Here is a 17,335-nt window from a genome sequence, read left to right as displayed (position 1 = left end):
GGCCGGCGCGGGCTCTCCCGCGCCGGCCGCCGCGGCGTTCCGTCTCCGACTCCCCCGCCGCCGGCGCCGCGCGGACGCCTCCGGCGCGGCGGGCCGCACCCGGCCGCTGGACCTGCTGGGCCTGGCGCCGTTCGCGCTCTACGTCGCCGTGTTCCTCGGCGCGCCGGCCTACGCGGTGATCACCGCCGCGTTCCAGGACGACGCCGGGAACGCGACGCTGTCGAACGTCACCACCGCGCTCAAGGACCCGTACCGGCACGCCTTCACCGTCAGCATCGAGCTGTCGGTGATCAGCGCGCTGCTCGGCGCGGTGTTCGGCTTGGCGCTGGCGGTGGCGGTGTCCGGCGCGCGCCGGGACGGCCTGGTGCACCGTGCGGTCACCACGGCCTCCGGGGTGCTGGCCTACTTCGGCGGCCTGCCGCTGGCGTTCGTGTTCCTGGCCACGCTGGGGCCGCAGGGCCTGGTGACCAAGTGGCTGAACAGCGCCGGCTACAACCTGACGCAGCACGGGTTCGTGCTGTGGAACATGGCCGGCCTGGTGCTGGTGTACCTGTACTTCCAGATCCCGTTGATGCTGCTGGTGATCTTCCCCGCACTGGACGGGCTGCGGCCGCAGTGGGAGGAGGCGGCGCGCAATCTGGGCGCTTCGCGGCTCCAGTACTGGCTGCGGGTCGGGGGCCCGCTGCTGGCGCCGCCGTTCCTGGGCGCGGCGCTGCTGTTGTTCGCGAACGCCTTCGCGGCGTACGCGACGGCGTACGCGCTGAGCACCGGCACGGTGCCGCTGGTGCCGATCCAGATCGGGTCGGTGATGTCCGGCAACGTGCTGGCCGGGCAGCAGAACATCGGCAACGCGCTGGGGCTGTGGATGATCGTGATCGTGAGCGTCGTGGTGGTGGCCTACACGCTGCTCCAGCGGCGGACGGCGAGGTGGCTGCGATGACCGCGGCGACGTCGCGGCTGCCGGTCGGCCGCGCGGTGGTCCTGCTCCTGTTCGCGGGCTACTTCTTCCTGCCGCTGTACGCGGCCGTGGACTTCACCCTCGGCGGTAGCCGCCGGAACATGGGGCACACGCTGTCGGTGTGGACCGGGCTGGTGCACCAGGACGGGTTCGCCGAGAACCTGATGACGTCGCTGAAGATCGCGGCGGTGACGGTGGTGCTGCTGCTGGCGCTGATGGTGCCGACGATGGCGTGGCTGCATCTGCGGCTGCCGCGGATGCGCCGGCTGGTGGAGGGCGTGTGCCTGCTGCCGATGGCGATCCCGGCGGTGGTCATCGCCAACGGCATCCTGGGCGCGTTCAAGTCCTGGCCGGAGGCGATCACCGGGTCGTGGTGGATCCTGGTGCTGGAGTACGTGGTGCTGGCGCTGCCGTTCACCTACCGCTCGCTGGACGCCGGGCTGTCGGCGATCCCGCTGACCACGATGGTGGAGGCGGCCCGCAGCCTGGGCGCGAGCTGGCCGGCGACGCTGTGGCGGGTGGTGGTGCCGAACATCCGCACCGCGATCGCCTCGGCCGGGATCCTCGGCGCGGCGCTGGCCCTCGGCGAGTTCACCATCGCCAATCTGTTGCTGCTCAACACCTTCCCGGTCTGGACCGACCAGGCCGGGCAGCAGGACGGCGAGGTCGCGACCACGGCCGCGATGCTGATCCTGTTCCTGTCCTGGCTGCTGCTGATGCTGGTCTCGCATCTGGGCCGCGGCCGGTCCGCCAAGAAGCCCGAGAAAGCGGGGACCAGCCGGTGAGCGCCGCCCTGTCCAGCCCGTCCGTTCCGGCCGACCCGCCGGGTGCCGCCGGCCAGTCCGCGCCGGGAGCGCCGGGTGCGCCGAACCTGCCGGGCGCACTGTCCGCGTCGTCGGCGCCGTCCGCGCCGTCCGTCGAGCTCGTCGGCCTGAGCCGGTCCTTCGGCGGCGTGGCCGCGCTGGACGGCCTGGACCTGACCGTGGCGCCGGGCACGCTGACCTGCCTGCTGGGCCCGTCCGGCTGCGGCAAGACCACCGCGCTGCGGATCATCGCAGGGCTCGAACACAGCGACCGGGGCGAGGTCCGGGTCGGCGGCCAGGACGTGGCCCGGGTCCCGGCGAACAAGCGGGACATGGGCATGGTGTTCCAGTCCTACAGCCTGTTCCCGAACCTGGACGCGCTGGACAACGTCGCGTTCGGGCTGCGGATGCGCGGCTGGAACGCGGCCCGGCGCCGCACCCGGGCCGGCGAGCTGCTGGAGCTGGTGGGCCTGTCGGCGCACGCGGCGAAGTACACCCACCAGTTGTCCGGCGGCCAGCAGCAGCGGGTCGCGCTGGCCCGGGCACTGGCCATCGAGCCGCGGGTGCTGCTGCTCGACGAGCCGCTGTCCGCGCTGGACGCAGTGGTCCGGGTGCAGCTGCGCGAGGAGATCAGGGCCCTGCAGACCCGGCTGGGCATCACCACGGTGTTCGTCACCCACGACCAGGAGGAGGCGCTCAGCGTCGCCGACCAGGTCGCGGTGATGCGGGCCGGCCGGCTGGAGCAGTGCGCGGCCCCGGCCGAGGTGTACGCGAACCCGGCGACGGCGTTCGTGGCGGGGTTCATCGGCACGATGAACCGCCTGCCCGGGATCCTGGCCGCCGACGGCACCGCCGTCGAGGTGGCGGGGCGCCGGCTGCCGGTGCGGGACGCGATCGGCAGCGAGTCCGGGGCCGGTGGCGAGTCCGCCGGCGGGTCCGGCAGCGGGACCGGGGCCGGGGGCGAGTCCGGTGGCCGGATCGGTGGCCGGATCGGTGACCGGATCGGGGGGTCGCGGCCGTCAGGAGGGGAGGTCGCGGTCCTGATCCGGCCCGAGGCGGTCCGCCTCGAACCGGCCGAGCACGGCGCCGCCACCGTGCGGCTGGCGGGCTTCCGCGGCCCGATCACGCGGATCACCGCGGTGCTGGCAGACGGCACCGAAGTGCTCTCCGACGTGCCCAGCGCGGCGGCGGCCGAGCTGGTGCCGGGCCGGCGCGCCGACGTGGTGCTGGACGACGCGCCGGTGATGGTGGTCGAGCGCTGACCCGCCGAGCCCGCCGAGCCCGCCGGTCCGCTGACCGGCGGGTTCGCCGGTGGGCGCCGTTCCGCGCGCGAGGAGCGGCGCCGTCCTGATCTCCCGTTCCCGAACCGGTGGTCGAACCCTTATAGTGTCCGCGCCGCACTCCACGGCATTTCCGGAAGACCACGTGACCAAGGGGAACAATGGCGCGCTCATCTGCTCACATATCCGTGCGCGGCAAGGCGTTGGCGGGCACCGCACTCGGCATCGCGGCAGCGTCGGTCGGCATCGCCGACCAGGCGCACGCCGCCCCGGCGACGTTCTGCGGGGAGCGGCCGGCCACGGCTCCCGCGGCCCCGACCGCGGCCGGACCGGTAAGCGTCTCCTCGCAGGACTTCCCCGCCGACACCTACAGCCAGCACGTCCCGGACCAGGTGGGATCGCTGGCGGTCGGCGCCTCGCACGCCGTGTGCTTCTCCTACCGGCTGGACGGCGCGTCCGCCGGAAACGGTGTCGGCTTCCGGAACGCCGACGGACAGGGCCGCGCGCAGATCACCCTGCTCACCCCGGCTCCGGGCAACCACGACCTCGTCGTGCAGGGCTTCGACGCCGGCGGCGCCCCGACCGCGCCGGTCGACTACCGGTTCGCCACCGTCCGGAATCCGGTGGGCGCTTCGCCGTCCTCCTCGCCGTGGGGCCTGGCGCTGGCGCCGAACGTCTTCCTGACGGGTCCGAACACGGTCCAGGCCGACTATGAGGTCCGCGGCGTGTCCGAGGTCTACAACCCGTTCTCGTCGACCTACGACTGGGGCGACGGCACTCCGGCCGACACCGTGGACGGCCAGCCCTTGCGCACTCACACCTACTCCGCACCGGGCGTCTACCAGCTGCGGATCACTTTCACCGAGGCGGACTACCAGCACCCGGGCAGCACCCGCAGCGCGAGCGCCGTGGTCCAGGTGCAGGTGCCCAACGTGATGCCGGTGTCGCGGCTGTCCGGCGCCGACCGGTTCGGCACCGGCGTGGCCGTGTCGCAGGCGCTGTGGGCCGACCACGCTGATCCGGCTCCGCTGGCTCCGAAGCGCTATGCGGACAGCGTCGTGCTCGCGCGCTCCGACACCTTCCCGGACGCGCTGGCCGGCGTCCCGCTGGCGGCGTACCGCAACGGTCCGCTGCTGCTGACCGATCCGGCGACCCTCACCGCCGACACCGAGGCCGAGATCAAGCGAGTGCTGCCCCCGAACGCGGGCAAGACCGTGTATCTGCTCGGCGGCGACGCCGCGATCTCCCCCGCGATCAAGGCGCGTCTGGTGCAGGACGGCTACGACGTGGTGCGCTACGCCGGCGCCGACCGGTACGCGACCGCCCTGGCCATCGCCAAGGACGGCCTCGGCTCCCCGGACCACATGATCGTCGCGACCGGCCGCGCGTTCCCCGACGCCCTGTCCGCCGGGCCGTTCGCCGTCAACCACTTCGGTACCGGCGGCACGCCCGCGGCCATCGTCCTGTCCGACGGCGACACCCTGGACCCGGCGACCGCCGACTACGTGGGCCGGCGTCTGAGCGTCGGTTCCGTCACGAACCAGACCGTGTTCTCGGCGGGCCGCCCGGCCGCCTCCGCGGTGCGCGCCCTCGCCGATCAGCGCAAGGTGGCCATCAACTACTCATTGGGCTGCGAAGGCGGAGACCGCTACAGCACCTCCGACTGCATCGCCGCGGAGGGCGGCGCGCCGTTCAACGCGGCGTCCCCGGCCGTCGGCGTCGCGACCGGACTCAGCTTCGCCGACGCCCTCACCGGCGGCGCGTACATGGCCGAGGTCGGCGGTCCGCTGATGTTGGAGGACCCGGGGACCGTCAACGAGAAGCTGGTCGGCTACCTGGCCGGGATCCGGTCGGCGAGCTTCGTGACGCCGGTGACGATCTTCGGCGGGACGCAGGCGGTGCCGCAGAAGGTCATGGACCAGGTCGCGCGGGCGGTCGGCGGGCACGAGGAGTAGCCGGCGAGCAGGTGGACCGGAGTCGGCGGATCCGGCTGAGTCAGCGGGGCCAAGGCGTGATCGCCTTGGCCCCGTACTCCCTCAGCACCAACGACGTCGTCACCGGCCCGAAGCGGGCGACGCCGTCGACGACGGCCTCCAGGCGGCGGGCGTCGGCGGCGTGGACGTCGATCAGGAAGCAGTCCTCACCGGTGAGGCGCAGGACGTCGGTGATCTCGGGGACCTCGCCGAAGTACTCCAGACACGCGGCGATGCGGGCATGCGTCGTGCGGAGGCGGACGACGGCGTGGATGCTCAGGCCGAGCCGTTCCGGGTCGACGACGGCGCGATAGCCGGTGATCACGCCGCTCTGCTCCAGGCGCTTGATCCGCGCCGACACCGCCGGCTGCGAGAGGTTGACCCGACGGCCGATCTCGGTGACGCCCAGGCGGCCGTCGGTCTGCAGAATCGCGAGGATCGCGTGGTCGGTCGCGTCCAATGGATCCGAGGTTCGTCCGGTCATCGACTTTCCATTCATCCGCGGGCGCCTGGAACGCCGATGGTCCCACGCATACTGTCGGCCATGCGTTACGTGATCATTCCCGGGTACGGCGGCTCCGGCCCGGACCATTGGCAGGACAAGTGGCAGCGGGCCTGGGGCGACGGGGCGATCCGCATTCGGCCGGAGTCCTGGGACAAGCCCGACCTCGACGACTGGTGCGCGGCGCTGGACCGCGCGGCCGACACGGTCCGGCAGGCCGGCGAGGACCTGGTCCTGGTCGCCCACAGCCTCGGCTGCCTGGCGACGGCGGCCTGGCTCGGCGAGCCCCGGCCCGGCGTGCGGGGCGCGTTCCTCGTCGCGCCGCCGTCGGTCGCCTCGGCACGGTTCCCCCGCACCGAGGCCGCCAGTTTCGTGCCCGTCGTGCACACCAGGCTGACCACGCCGACGCTTGTCGTCAGCAGCGACGACGACCCGTACTGCGACCCCGAGACGGCTCGCCAGCTGACCGTCATCTGGAACGCCGGCTTAGTGAGCGTCGGCCGCGCCGGCCATATCAACGCCGCGAGCGGACTGGGGATGTGGCCCTTCGGGCAGGCGCTGCTCGCCGCGTTCGTCGCCGGAACCGGACTGGGCACCGACGCCCGCGTCCTCGATTCCTAGGATCGCCAAGAACGCTGTCGCCGCGGGGGTTCTGATCTCGGGCCGCCAGATCACGCACTCCACTCGAAGCGGCGCGTCGCTCACCGCGACCACGGTCACGCCCCTGAGCCGCGGGGCCCACGTCGCCGGCAGCATCGCGACGGCCAGCCCCGGCGCCACCAGCTGCTCGATGTAGTCGGCCGTGGTGACCTCGAAGGGGACCTGCCGCGCCAGTCCCGCCGCCGCGAACGCCTCGTCGCTCTGGGCCCGGCCGGCGGTCCCGGCCGGCAGGTCGACGAAGGGTTCGGCGGCGAGCCGCCGCAGATCCACGGACTCCTCGGCCGCCAGCGGATGGTCCGGGGCGACGACGGCCACCAGCCGCTCCCGCGCGAGTTCGAGCATTGCGACGCCCTGCGGCCGCGCACTCACCGGCAGGCCGAGGAACGCCAAGTCCAGGGTCCCGTCCCGGACCTGCTCGGCCAGATCGTTGCTGGCGCCGACGCGAAGCCCGATCCGCACCTGGGGATACCGCTCGCGGAAGTCGCGCAGCGCGGCGGGGATGTCGACCGCGGTCACGGTCGGGATCAGGCCCACGGCGAGCCGTCCCCGGACCTCGCCGACGGCCGCGGCCACCTCTGCGGCAGCGCGCTCGGCGGCGTCCAGGCATTGCCGGGCCGCCGGAAGGAACGCCGCCCCGGCCGGCGTCAGACTCACCCGGCGGCTGGTGCGCTCGAACAGCCGCGCTCCCAGTTCCCGCTCCAGCCGCGCGATCTGGTGGCTCAGCGCCGACTGCACCACGAGACAGCGCTCGGCGGCCCTGGTGAAGCTGTTCGTCTCGGCGACGGCTATGACGTAGCGCAGTTGCTGGAGCTCCATGGATTAATCGTGAATCACGATCGGTCCGGTGACAAACATGTGTTGGACTCATCAATCGGACCGCGATGCGATGGGGAGGTGATTGAGAATCCGCAACTGACGCAACAAACACGGCCGGCACCTTCGCCCCCGTCTTCGTTGAGGGCCTGGCTCGGCGTGGCCGCCATCACGGCCAGCCTGTTCACTTTCGTCACCACCGAGATGATGCCGGTGGGCCTGCTCACTCCGATGAGTTCCAGCCTGCATGTGGCACTCGGCGTCGCCGGGCTGATGGTGACGCTCTACGGTGTCTCCTCCGGCCTCGGTGTGCCGTTCATCGTCGCCTGGACCCGGCGGGTCAACCGCCGCGTCCTGCTGTCGGCGCTGCTCGCCGTGCTGGCGATTGGCAACCTGATCACCGCCGCCGCTCCGAACTTCGCCCTGGTCATGGCCACCCGCCTGGTCATGGGCTTCGCCAACGGCGCGTTCTGGGCGATCGGCGTCAGCATGGCGATGCGCCTGGTGCCGGACCGGCACGCGAACCGGGCGGCGTCCGTCGCGTTGTCCGGGATCTCGATAGCGACGGTCGTCGGCATCCCGCTGGGCACCTTCCTGGCCGGTGTCAGCAGTTGGCGGACGACGTTCCTGATCTGGGCCGGTCTCAGCGTCCTGGTTTTCGCGGCCGTGACCGCGACCGTCCCGTCACTGCCCTCGGACAGCGCCGTGCCGGTCCGCGAGGTCTTCGCCCTGCCCCGGGACAACATGCGCCAGCGCTTGGTGCTGATCACCGTGGTGCTGTATGTGCTGGGGCATTTCAGCGCCTACACCTTCGTGCGGCCCTTCATGGAGAAGACCGCCCACGCCTCCACAAGCTTCATCACCGGCTTGCTCATCGTCTACGGCGTCGGCGGCGCGATCGGCAACTTCGTGGCCGGATACACCGTCACCAAGAGCTTGAAGGGCAGCTACCTGGTGGCGCGCGCCGGACTGGTTGTGTCGCTGCTGATGCTGCTGGCTCTCGGGCATTCGCGGGTCGGGGTGCTGGCGGCGATGGCGGTGTGCGGCGTGTGTTTCGGCGCCGCGAACCTGTGCCAGATCAATCTGACGCTGGCCGCGGCGCCGGACCAGTTCGAGGCCGCGATGGCTATCAATACCCTGGGATACAACCTGTCGATCGCGCTGGGCGCGTTGTTCGGCGGGGTGTTCGCCGACGCCGCCGGGGTGGCGAGCGCTGTGTGGTTCGGCGCGGCGCTGGCGACGACGTCGGTGCTGGCCACGTTCGTCACGCGCCGGGCTGCTCCGGCGTGACCTCGGCGGGGCTACTCCGGTGTGCCCTCGGCGGGCCGCACGGCCGTCCCCAGGATGTGGGTACCGGTCGGCATCGCGACGCGGCTCTGCGGGAACGTGAAGCTGTCCAGGTCGGTCAGCCCGAACCCGGCGGCGGTGATCGCCGCCGCCGTGTCGCGGCCGGTGTGGCACCCTCCGGCGAGGAGCGGCCAGATCGTCTTGTCCAGGACCTGCTGAACCCGCTGCATCTTCAGCGAATCGGCCTGCACGTGCTCGAAGAAGCGCAGCGTGCCGCCGGGTCGCAGAACCCTGTAGAGCTCGGTGAGCACCGTCGCCTGGTCCGGCACCGAGCACAGCACCAGGCACACCACGGCGGCGTCGAACGAGGCGTCCGGGAACGGCAGCGCCTCGCCGCGGCCGTCGACGACGGTCACCGGGACCGGAGCTGCGGCGGCCGCCTGCGCCGCGTACTCGCGCAAGGTCGGCTCGGGCTCGACGGCGGTCACGTGCTTGACGGCGTCCGGGTAGCGGCCGAAGTTCAGGCCGTTGCCCGCGCCCAGCTCCAGCACCTCGCCGTCCAGGTCGGCCAGCAGCCGGTCGCGGTGCGGGCCCATTCCGGCCTTGTCCATCGCGGGACCGGCCACCTTGGCATAGAACCTGGCGAACACGGGGTGCTTGTTCCGTCCGCTCATCGTCGCCTCCCACCTGGATGCGGATTCGCCCTGACTTCACCCCTTTCTCCGGAAGCGGCGAGGTTATGCGCCCGGGGTGGGAACTCAGACCAGCGCCGACCGCAGCGCGCCGAGCAGCGACGCCAGGCGCGGGGACTCCTCGGCGACCGCGTCCAGGGCGGTGGTGAGGGTCCGGCGGTAGGTCCGCTGCGCCTCGGCGTGGCGGGTGCGTCCTGCATCGGTGATGACGGCGTAGATGCCGCGCTTGTCGTCCGGGCACAGGTCGCGGACGGCGTAGCCGGCGTCGTAGAGCCGGGTGGCCAGGCGGGTCACCGAGCTCTGGTTGAGGCCGACCGCCGTGGCGAGCTCGGACATGCGGAGCTCGCCCTTCTCTGCGGCGGCGAGGTGGCCGAGGGCGCGGTACTCCGACAGGCCCAGGCCGTGGCGGCGGGCCAGCTCGGCGCCGAGGTCGCCCTCGACCCGCGCGTGCAGCGCCACCACGTCGTCCCAGAGCCGCTCGTCCTCGGACATGGCACCCTCATTTCCGGTCGGCCTCGCACGTCCAAGCCGCTAGAAGCTTGTACATGCAACCAACTTACCGGAGTCTGGCTATTGTTCCCGGACCAGGGCCAGGATCTCAGCGGTGCTGCCGGTCTCGCTCAGGCGCGGGAAGATCCGCTCGACGCTGTTCCGGTGCGCTTCGGCGTTGGAGTCGGTGACGGCGTCGGTGGCGACGGTGACGTTGTAGCCGTGCTCGTGCGCGGCCCGCGCGGTGGACTCCACGCCGATGCTGGTGGCGATGCCGGTGAGCACGATCTGCGTCACGCCGCGGCGGCGCAGCTGGAGGTCGAGGTCGGTGCCGTAGAACGCGGACCAGTTGCGCTTGGTCACGAGGACGTCGCCGGGGTGGCCGGCCAGATCGGCGACGACCTGGTCCCAGCCCTCGGGGAAGGCGCGGGCCGGACGCGCCTGCTCGTTGCGGCCGGGCACGGCGTCGGAGCCGTCCGCGGCGAACGTCACCCGGACCAGCACGACCGGCAGGTCCCGGGCCCGGAACGCCTCGGCGAGCGCGACGCTGTTCTTGACGACGTCGGTGCTGGGGACGGGCTCGCCGGGGAGGCCGGCGATGCCGTTCTGGAGGTCGATGACGACCAGCGCGGTCTTCGGGTCGATGGTGGTGACGGGCATGGTGGTGCTTCTCCTTGTGACGTGTTGTGCGTTGTACGTTGTGCGTTGTGGGGACGGGGGTCTATTCGGTTTCGCGGCCGATGCGGGACAGCGAGCGGTCCAGGAGCGTGACGACGAGGAACAGCACGGCGACCACGACCAGCAGGGAGGCCAGCTGGTGCAGGCCGCCGGTGGTGGCGCCGTCGCGGTAGAAGGCGGCGTTGGCGGCGGAGGCGAGCAGCGCGCCGAGATACATGAACGTGCGGAGCAGCCCGGCCGAGGAGCCCATACGCTCCGGATCGGCCTGCGCGTACAGGGCGTTCTGGTTGGCCAGGCCGATGAGGCCCTGCGGGATGCCGATCACCGCGCCGATCAGGACGATGGCCCAGATCGCGCTGCCCGAGCCCAGCGTCAGCAACAGCGCGCAGCCCATGATCTGCGCCACCGAGCCGACCAGCAGCTTCGCGCGGACCCGGGCGTTGCGCCCGGTGACGGCGGTGACGACGATCGCGGTGGCGGACATCGGCAGCAGGACCACGCCGGCACCGGAGGCGGACAGCGACCGTCCCTCCTCCAGCCATTGGGTGAAGCCGTAGAGGAATGAGTACGAGGTCGTATACGTGAGGACCTGGCGCGCGTAGGTGGCCAGCAGCGGTGTGTTGCCGCTAAGAACGCGCAGATCTATGAACGGCTGCGCGGTGCCGAGTTCGCGCCAGGTGAAGGCCCCAGCGGCGATCAGCGCCAGGGCGACGAGGTACAGGTGGTCGACGCCGGGGTTCATCACGAACAGCAGGAACGCGGTGAGCATCGCGGCGAACAACAGGATCCCGACGACGTCGATGCGCTGAGCGTCGGTCAGCCCCTTCCGGCGCGGGAGCCGAAGCGTACCGAGCACCAGGCAGGCCGCCGAGAGCGGGAGATTGATCGCGAAGATCAGATGCCAACCGCCGGCCGCGATCAGCAACCCGCCGAGCGTCGGCCCGATGACCGCGATCACCTGGTTCGAGATCGACAGCGCGGCAAGGATCCCGCTGGGACTCTTCATCCCGGTACGGTCCGCCTCCGAACGCAGCAACCACATCGACGCCGGATACGCCGCCGAAGTCCCGAACCCGAGCAGCACCCGCGACACGATGAGCACCCCGAGCGTCGGCGCCCACACCCCCAACGCCCCAGCCACACCCACCAACGCGGTCCCACCCAAATAAAGCGGCCGCGGCCCGAACGCATCCACCAACCGCCCGATCACCGGCTGCCCAACAGCAGTCGCGAGATAAAGACCGGACACCAACCACGCAGTCTGCGACGGCGCCGCCCCGAACGCCCGCCCGATCGGTATCAGCGCGACGGCCAACATCGACGAGTTCACCGGGTTCAGGATCGAACCCAGGATCATCGGCACGATGAGCCGCCGGTCGAAGCCCGCGGGCGGCGAGGAGGAGACGGAGTCGGAGTCGGCAGAGGCACGCGGCGCCCGGCCACGGACGCGCTCGACGAGAGTGGTCATGAGCGGTTCTCAGGGGTTGATGACGCTATCGGGATCGGTGTGAGCCGCGACATGACTCGCCTACTCGGCACAGAGCTGACGCAGAGTCGCGCCCGGGAACTCGTCGCAGCCTGAGGCGCGAAGAACTGTCCGGTCGGGTAGGAGCAGGTGCGGTGTCGCGCCCGGGAACTTGTCACAGGCTGGGCCGCGAAAAACAGTCCAGTCGCGCAGTCGCCGGTGCGGAACCGTTGTCCTGGTCGGCGGGAGGTTTTCGTTCCCCGCGTTGTTCCGCTATCCGCGCCGAGCCTCACGCGTCCGCCACCTCTCCCAGTAGGCGCATCGCGATTGTGACCGCCTCGATCTCCTCCGGTGTGCCGTGCTCGGCGAGGGCTCGGGCCAGCCACTGTTGGCGGGCCTGGCGTTCGCCTTGGGCGCGGTCGCGGCCGGCGGGGGTGAGGGTGAGGGTCTGGCGGCGGCGGTCCGCGGGGTCGGGGTGGCGGGCGATGAGGCCGGCGGCCTCCAGGGCCGCGACTGTCTTGACCATTGCCTGGTGGGTGACTTGTTCGGCGGCGGCCAGTTCGCCGACCGAGGTGGCGTCGACCTTGCCCATCCGGACCAGTACCGAGGTCTGGGCCGGGGTCAGGCCGGAGTCGCCGGGGAGGGCCTGGAGCTTGCGGCGCAGGCGTCCGAAGATCACGAAGGTCTCCACGGCCGCCCGCATCGCGTGGTCGGGGATGTCGGGGGCGTCCGGGGAGTTCACGTGCTCCACGATAACTCTTCAGTTCGGACTGTGCAATTATGGTTGCGCAGTTTGGGTTGCTCAGCCCGGACTGAAGGATTCCCGCCGTTCGGAGCAGCGGATTGGGCCCGCGCCCGGCGGACCCGGCCAAATACAGGGCGTGGCCGAGAAGAACGAAGACCGGAAGGGCGGACCCGGGCACACCGTGGTCCTGGCCGTCCTGCTCGTGTTCCCGATCCTGAAGGTGGCGTGGACCGTCGGCGGCGGGGACGCGGCGTGGGGCGTGCTGGTGGCCCTGCAACCGGCGAACTGGCTGGACGTCCTCATGGGCATGATCCGCGGCAGCGCGGTCCTGGCCTTCGTGCTGGCGGTGGTGGTGTCGCGGATGTCGTTCGTCTTCATGGCCGCGCGGGGCTCGCTGCACCACGAATCCAGCCGCGCGCAGGCGCTGAGCACGCTGATGTCCCTGGTCGCGCCGACGGCCTTCGGCCTGCTGATGACCGTGTTCTTCGACTGGCGCTGGGGCGTGCTCACCGCCGTGGTCGGCTGGCTGCTGCGTCAGGGCGTGGTGCTGGAGTACCGCACCGGGCATCGCGGCGGGCGCGAGCGCGCCGCCGGGCTGGCGCCGTGGCAGCACCGCGCGATCTCCGCCGAGCGGATCGTCGTGACGGTGCTGTCGGTGCTGGTGCTGCCGGTCGCGGCGCCCGCCGTGGCGCTGGACGGCGAGTCGTGGGCGACGCTGGTGCGCTGCGAGGTCCAGATCGGGACGTCGCAGCAGGCGAACACGCTGATCGAGCTGACCCGGATGGGCAACGGGATCGTGGGCTGGGACCTGGACCGGAACGAGGTCGCCAACGCCGCCGGGTGCGAGAAGCTCGACGGGCTCGTGGTCCGCGAGCCGTGGTGGCGCCGCTGACGGCGGGCTACTGCGGACAGGCCGCGCCGGACCCCGCGTCAAACCAGGGCCCGGCGCACAACACCCGTCAGACGCTCAACCGCTACGAACCAGGCCGGAACACCGGCAGCCCCGGACCGTCCATCAGCTTCTTCGGCTTCCACGACCCGTCGACCGAGATCGCGTAGACACCGGACTCCGACGAGTAGACAACCGTCTTCCCGTCCGGCGACAGCGCCGGAGTGGCGGCGCCGGTCTTCAGGTCGGGCGTCAGATCCTTCGCCTTCGGCAGGCTCCCGCTCCCGCCGTCGGACGCGCGCAGCGAGACGAGGAAGACGTGCTGGCTGCCGCCCACCTCGCGCAGAAACACCACCTCCGGGTCCGGGTCAGTGGTCGCCGACCCGCCGACCATCACCAAGTCGGGCTGCTCGCCGTGCTGGAACGCCAGGTCCCCCTGCTGCCGCAGGTAGTCGTCACGCACGTAGATGTCGAAGTCCTTGCCGTTGTCGTGCTGGTAGACCGAGCTGCCGAACTGCCCGGCCGCCGAAGGCCACATGTTCCCGTCCTTCGGCGGCGGCACCGCGCCGTCCTCGGCGTAGGCGCCGAGGGAGAGCAGCTGCGGCTTGCCGTTCTTCGCGGTGGCCGGGACGGTCCACAACGTGTCGTTGCCGGCCGTGGAGTAGAAGATCAGGTTGTTCTTCGCGCCCACCCCGCTCTGCGGGTCCGCCTTCGCGACCTGCCAGGTCGGGTGCGCCCACTTGTCTTCCGTGGTGTTCTTCGCGACCTCGGTCTTCCCGCTGCCGTCCGCGTTGGCGACCCAGAGGTTGCTCTTGTCGTCGATGAAGGCGACCTTCTTGCCGTCCGGCGACCAGGTGTGGTCGTAGACGGGCATGCCGAAGTCGACGGCCTTGCCGTTGATCAGGATTTTGGTGTCATCAGCACCGGAGAGAGTCAGTCCCGGGATGCTGTCCCCGCTCGCCGCTCCGCCCTTGGACGACGCACTGGCCGAAGCCTTCGCGTCCGACGGCTTCGCACCGCCCGACGAGGACGCCGCGCTCTCCGGCACGGATCCGTCCCCGGTCCCCGCCCCCGCCGACTCCCCGGCCGCCGTGCTCGACTTCCCCGCGCCGAGCGGACCGGCCCCGCCGGCCTGGCTCGCGCAACCGCCCACCGCCAGCGGCGTCACCAGCGCCGTGGCACATATCGCAGCTCTGGCCCACTGCTTCTTACCCCGTCCGGCCATGGCCGTCCTTCCCCCTGCTCCCGATTGGTTGTCCTTATCCTCCGCGGCGCAGTGCGCCAGGAAGATCCCCCCGATGGCCCCGAACGTTATCAACCTCGTGCGACGTTCGGTCCCGAAGATCCGGAAGCCGGACCGGAGCGGGGTGGGAGCAGGACAGAGGGAGGGTCAGAAGGCCGGGCGGAAGGCCGGGAACCCGGGAGTGTTCGTGATCTGCTTCGCGGTGCCGGAACCGTCGGCGGAGACCGTGAAGACCCCGGCCGGCGTGGAGTAGGCGACGGTCTTGCCGTCCGCGGACACCGCCGGCATGGTGCAGTCGGCCGTGGCGTTCGGGGTCAGGTCCTTCGGCGTCGACGCCTGGCCGCCGGTCGCGGTCTCCAGGGAGCTGACGAACACGTGCTGGTGGCCCCGCACCGTGCGCACGAACACCACCTCGGGCTTCGGGTCGTCCGAGGAGGAGCCGCCGACCAGCGTGTAGGCCGGCTGCGCGGCGTCCTTGATCGACAGACCGCCCTGCTGCCGCAGGTAGTCGTCGCGGATGAACAGGTCCGAGGAGGACCCGTTGTCGTGCTCGTATACGGCGGCGCCGAACCGCCCGGCGCCGGCCGGCCACTGGTTGCCGGTCATCGGCGGCGGGTTCTCGCCCTCGCCGGAGAAGCTGCCGAGGCCGAGCTGCTGCGGCTTGCCGTCGTGCGCGGTGGCCACCACCTGCCACAGCGTCGTGCCGCCGGCGGTCGAGGCGAAGAACAGGTTGTCGCGCGCCGGCCGGTACTGGTCGGCGGGGGTGGCCTGCCAGGTCGGGTGCGACCACCGCTGGCCGCCGGGGTTCTTGGCGACCTCGGTGCGGCCGCTGCCGTCGGCGTTCGCCACCACCAGATTGCCGCCGCCGTCGATGAAGGCGACGTGCTTGCCGTCCGGCGAGAACGCCGGGTCGTGCACCTCGGTGCCGAAGTCGACGGCCTTGCCGTTCATCAGGACCTTGGCGGAGCCGTCGGCGACGACCACGCCGGTGCCGCCGGTCGCGTTGAGGGCGGCGGGGGCGGCCGCGGAGGAGGGCGCGGACGAGGCGGAGGCAGTGGCGGTCGCAGTTGCGGTCGCCGTGGCCGAGGCCGAGGCGGTGGTCGTCGCGGCGCTGCTCGGCGCACCACCGGTGCCGGTCGTCGCAGAACTCGAAGGCCCGGCCTGCGCCCCGGCGGTCGAGCCCGAGGCCGAACCCGCCTGGCTCGCGCATCCGCTCACCGCCAGCGGAGCCGCCAGCGCCGCCGCGCACATCGCCGCGCGTGCCCAGTTCTTCCGTATCTGCCCAGCCATGAGCGAACCCTCCGATTGATCACGTTTTCAAGCTCTCACCCTGAATGACGCGCCAACTCGAAGGGGGTTCCACCCCGTGATCCAACCGTTATCAACGCCGTGCGACCATCGGTTTCATGGACCACGACGAGCTGCAAGCACTCGGCCTGCCCTCCCTGAACGACCCCCGGCTGCGACATCTCCGCCAGTTCTTCCTCACCGTGGTCACCGGCGGCTGCGCGGTCATGATCCCCTGGATCGCCTACCTGGCGGTGGACCTGCCCGACCACCATCCGGCCAAGGCCTGGGCGGCGGCCTGGGTCGGCTTCGACCTGCTGCTGGTGGCCGGGCTGCTGGTCACCACCTGGGCGGCGTGGCGGCGGCGGCAGGTCGTGGTGGTCGCGTGCATCTTCACCGGCACGCTGCTGCTGTGCGACGCCTGGTTCGACATCGTCCTGGACTGGGGCACGCCGGACGAGGCCGCCTCGGTGCTGTCGGCCGTGGCGGCGGAGATACCGCTGGCGCTGTTCCTGTTCCACTCGGCGTGGCGCATCCTGCGCCACACCATCAGGTCAGCGTTCTTCCTCGTCGGGCATCCCGGACCCGTCCCGGCTTTCCACAAGATCTCCATCGGCGCGCTGAACGAGGCGCTGCAGGCCGTCCACGCCGCTCGCGAACATGCCCGATCCGATCATGTCGAGTAGCGTGACGGCGTCGTGGTCCGGCGTGCCGGGCACGGTGTAGTACACGACCATCCGCTGGCCGCCGGTGTTCGACAGCTCCATCGCCTCGTAGTCCAGGGTCATCGCGCCCACGTCCGGGTGCTGGAAGGCCTTCGTGCCCTGACCCACGTTGCACAGGTCGTAGCGCTCCCACAGGTGCGCGAACTCCTTGCTCTTGACCACCAGCTCGCCGATCAGGCGTACCAGCTCCGGGTCGTCCGGGTCGGCGCCGGCCCGGGCCCGCAGGAACGCCACCGACTTCGGGACCAGCTTGTCCCACTCCGGGTAGAGGTCCCTGGCGGCCGGGTGCAGGAAGACGTAGCGGGAGATGTTCCGCTGCTTGGCCGGCCAGTCCAGGAGCCCCGGGAACAGCGCCAGGCCCGCGGGGTTGGCGGCCAGCACGTCGTTGGTGCGGCTGACCACGTAGCCCGGGTTCGGGCGCAGCGCTTCCAGCATCACCAGCGGGCCCTCGCGCACCTCGCGAGTGCGGCTGCGGCGATCGTGCTGCCGGACCGGGCTGGCGGCGCCGTCGGTGATGTCGCGCAGGTACTGGTGCTCGTCCCGGTTCAGGCGCAGGATGCGGGCCAGCGAGTCCAGCACCGCCGGGCTCGGGTTGGTCTCCTTGCCGCGCTCCAGGCGGGTGTAGTAGTCGACGCTCACGCCGGCCAGGATCGCAACCTCCTCCCGGCGCAGTCCGGGGGTTCGGCGGATGCCGACACCGCCCGGCAGGCCGACGTCCTCGGGGCGGAGCCGCGCCCGCCGCGCCTTCAGGAAGATCCCCAACTCGCTGCCGTTCGTCATACTGCCAGCGTAAAGGCCCTGCGCCGATTGTGAGGGGGTGCATCGCACCCCGGTACAGCGCTCCCC

16 protein-coding genes and 1 pseudogene are annotated in these 17,335 nt (G+C 71.4%); 7 read left to right on the top strand and 10 right to left on the bottom strand.

What is annotated here, in order from left to right:
• The 4 genes from ABD481_RS25215 to ABD481_RS25200 form a co-directional block, all read left to right on the top strand.
• The coding region (locus ABD481_RS25215) for an ABC transporter permease (protein WP_425559279.1) at window positions 1-940 on the top strand (940 nt) is incomplete at its 5' end.
• Window positions 937-1,743 carry an ABC transporter permease gene (locus ABD481_RS25210; protein WP_344668220.1) on the top strand — a complete coding sequence of 269 codons (807 nt, stop codon included), beginning with the start codon at window positions 937-939 and terminating at the stop codon, window positions 1,741-1,743. The genes ABD481_RS25215 and ABD481_RS25210, both read left to right, overlap by 4 nt.
• An 86-nt stretch (window positions 1,744-1,829) precedes the next feature.
• Complete coding sequence (locus tag ABD481_RS25205; RefSeq protein WP_344668225.1) at window positions 1,830-3,023, top strand: ABC transporter ATP-binding protein; 1,194 nt, start codon at window positions 1,830-1,832, stop codon at window positions 3,021-3,023.
• A gap of 179 nt (window positions 3,024-3,202) precedes the next feature.
• On the top strand, window positions 3,203-4,996 hold the full coding sequence (locus ABD481_RS25200) for a cell wall-binding repeat-containing protein (RefSeq protein ID WP_344668219.1): 1,794 nt from the start codon (window positions 3,203-3,205) through the stop codon (window positions 4,994-4,996).
• Between the two features lie 40 nt (window positions 4,997-5,036).
• Here ABD481_RS25200 and ABD481_RS25195 read toward each other — a convergent pair whose 3' ends face one another.
• Window positions 5,037-5,498 (bottom strand): Lrp/AsnC family transcriptional regulator, encoded by a 462-nt coding sequence (locus ABD481_RS25195; RefSeq protein ID WP_344668218.1) that lies wholly within the window; start codon window positions 5,496-5,498, stop codon window positions 5,037-5,039.
• A 36-nt stretch (window positions 5,499-5,534) separates the two neighbouring features.
• On the opposite strand from ABD481_RS25195, the pseudogene ABD481_RS25190 reads away from it, so the two are divergent.
• Window positions 5,535-6,023, top strand: a pseudogene (locus ABD481_RS25190) (RBBP9/YdeN family alpha/beta hydrolase); the annotation flags it as partial.
• Here ABD481_RS25190 and ABD481_RS25185 read toward each other — a convergent pair.
• A complete protein-coding gene (locus tag ABD481_RS25185; protein ID WP_344668217.1) occupies window positions 6,003-6,992 on the bottom strand; it encodes a LysR family transcriptional regulator in 990 nt (329 codons plus the stop codon). The pseudogene ABD481_RS25190 and the gene ABD481_RS25185 sit on opposite strands and share 21 nt — an antisense overlap.
• Before the next feature lie 156 nt (window positions 6,993-7,148).
• On the opposite strand from ABD481_RS25185, the gene ABD481_RS25180 reads away from it, so the two are divergent.
• Window positions 7,149-8,279 carry an MFS transporter gene (locus ABD481_RS25180; RefSeq protein WP_344668216.1) on the top strand — a complete coding sequence of 377 codons (1,131 nt, stop codon included), beginning with the start codon at window positions 7,149-7,151 and terminating at the stop codon, window positions 8,277-8,279.
• Between the two features lie 11 nt (window positions 8,280-8,290).
• Here the strand turns inward: ABD481_RS25180 and ABD481_RS25175 are convergent, their stop codons facing one another.
• The 5 genes from ABD481_RS25175 to ABD481_RS25155 form a co-directional block, all read right to left on the bottom strand.
• On the bottom strand, window positions 8,291-8,950 hold the full coding sequence (locus tag ABD481_RS25175) for a class I SAM-dependent methyltransferase (RefSeq protein WP_344668215.1): 660 nt from the start codon (window positions 8,948-8,950) through the stop codon (window positions 8,291-8,293).
• A gap of 84 nt (window positions 8,951-9,034) precedes the next feature.
• Window positions 9,035-9,460: a MarR family winged helix-turn-helix transcriptional regulator gene (locus tag ABD481_RS25170; RefSeq protein ID WP_344668214.1), complete on the bottom strand. Its 426-nt coding sequence runs from the start codon at window positions 9,458-9,460 to the stop codon at window positions 9,035-9,037.
• 78 nt (window positions 9,461-9,538) lie between these two features.
• A complete protein-coding gene (locus tag ABD481_RS25165) occupies window positions 9,539-10,117 on the bottom strand; it encodes a hydrolase (RefSeq protein WP_344668213.1) in 579 nt (192 codons plus the stop codon).
• Window positions 10,118-10,178: 61 nt separating this feature from the next.
• A complete protein-coding gene (locus tag ABD481_RS25160; RefSeq protein ID WP_425559278.1) occupies window positions 10,179-11,603 on the bottom strand; it encodes an MFS transporter in 1,425 nt (474 codons plus the stop codon).
• 286 nt (window positions 11,604-11,889) lie between these two features.
• Window positions 11,890-12,342, bottom strand: a complete 453-nt coding sequence (locus ABD481_RS25155; protein ID WP_344668212.1) for a MarR family winged helix-turn-helix transcriptional regulator — start codon at window positions 12,340-12,342, stop codon at window positions 11,890-11,892.
• Window positions 12,343-12,481: 139 nt separating this feature from the next.
• Here ABD481_RS25155 and ABD481_RS25150 point away from each other — a divergent pair, with 139 nt between their 5' ends.
• On the top strand, window positions 12,482-13,237 hold the full coding sequence (locus ABD481_RS25150) for a hypothetical protein (RefSeq protein WP_344668211.1): 756 nt from the start codon (window positions 12,482-12,484) through the stop codon (window positions 13,235-13,237).
• 82 nt (window positions 13,238-13,319) lie between these two features.
• Here ABD481_RS25150 and ABD481_RS25145 read toward each other — a convergent pair whose 3' ends face one another.
• From ABD481_RS25145 to ABD481_RS25135, 3 genes are all read right to left on the bottom strand, one after another.
• Window positions 13,320-14,459 (bottom strand): TolB-like translocation protein, encoded by a 1,140-nt coding sequence (locus ABD481_RS25145; RefSeq protein ID WP_344668210.1) that lies wholly within the window; start codon window positions 14,457-14,459, stop codon window positions 13,320-13,322.
• 165 nt (window positions 14,460-14,624) lie between these two features.
• Window positions 14,625-15,767 (bottom strand): TolB family protein, encoded by a 1,143-nt coding sequence (locus ABD481_RS25140; protein WP_344668209.1) that lies wholly within the window; start codon window positions 15,765-15,767, stop codon window positions 14,625-14,627.
• Between the two features lie 551 nt (window positions 15,768-16,318).
• Window positions 16,319-17,269, bottom strand: a complete 951-nt coding sequence (locus ABD481_RS25135; RefSeq protein WP_344668208.1) for a helix-turn-helix transcriptional regulator — start codon at window positions 17,267-17,269, stop codon at window positions 16,319-16,321.
• Window positions 17,270-17,335: the final 66 nt, after the last annotated feature.

Origin of the sequence: Catenulispora yoronensis (assembly GCF_039531695.1) — a bacterium.
GTDB classification, from domain to species: Bacteria; Actinomycetota; Actinomycetes; order Streptomycetales; family Catenulisporaceae; genus Catenulispora; species Catenulispora yoronensis.
The sequence above is the reverse complement of the archived record's forward strand: the minus strand, read 5'-3'. Positions and strand labels throughout refer to the sequence as shown.

Bases quoted from the DNA above. Each gene is read 5' to 3' on its own strand.
- ABD481_RS25210 (WP_344668220.1), top strand. From the start codon at position 937: ATGACCGCGGCGACGTCGCGGCTGCCGGTCGGCCGCGCGGTGGTCCTG.
- ABD481_RS25200 (WP_344668219.1), top strand. From the start codon at position 3,203: ATGGCGCGCTCATCTGCTCACATATCCGTGCGCGGCAAGGCGTTGGCG.
- ABD481_RS25195 (WP_344668218.1), bottom strand. From the start codon at position 5,498: ATGACCGGACGAACCTCGGATCCATTGGACGCGACCGACCACGCGATC.
- ABD481_RS25185 (WP_344668217.1), bottom strand. From the start codon at position 6,992: ATGGAGCTCCAGCAACTGCGCTACGTCATAGCCGTCGCCGAGACGAAC.
- ABD481_RS25175 (WP_344668215.1), bottom strand. From the start codon at position 8,950: ATGAGCGGACGGAACAAGCACCCCGTGTTCGCCAGGTTCTATGCCAAG.
- ABD481_RS25170 (WP_344668214.1), bottom strand. From the start codon at position 9,460: ATGTCCGAGGACGAGCGGCTCTGGGACGACGTGGTGGCGCTGCACGCG.
- ABD481_RS25165 (WP_344668213.1), bottom strand. From the start codon at position 10,117: ATGCCCGTCACCACCATCGACCCGAAGACCGCGCTGGTCGTCATCGAC.
- ABD481_RS25160 (WP_425559278.1), bottom strand. From the start codon at position 11,603: ATGACCACTCTCGTCGAGCGCGTCCGTGGCCGGGCGCCGCGTGCCTCT.
- ABD481_RS25145 (WP_344668210.1), bottom strand. From the start codon at position 14,459: ATGGCCGGACGGGGTAAGAAGCAGTGGGCCAGAGCTGCGATATGTGCC.
- ABD481_RS25140 (WP_344668209.1), bottom strand. From the start codon at position 15,767: ATGGCTGGGCAGATACGGAAGAACTGGGCACGCGCGGCGATGTGCGCG.
- ABD481_RS25135 (WP_344668208.1), bottom strand. From the start codon at position 17,269: ATGACGAACGGCAGCGAGTTGGGGATCTTCCTGAAGGCGCGGCGGGCG.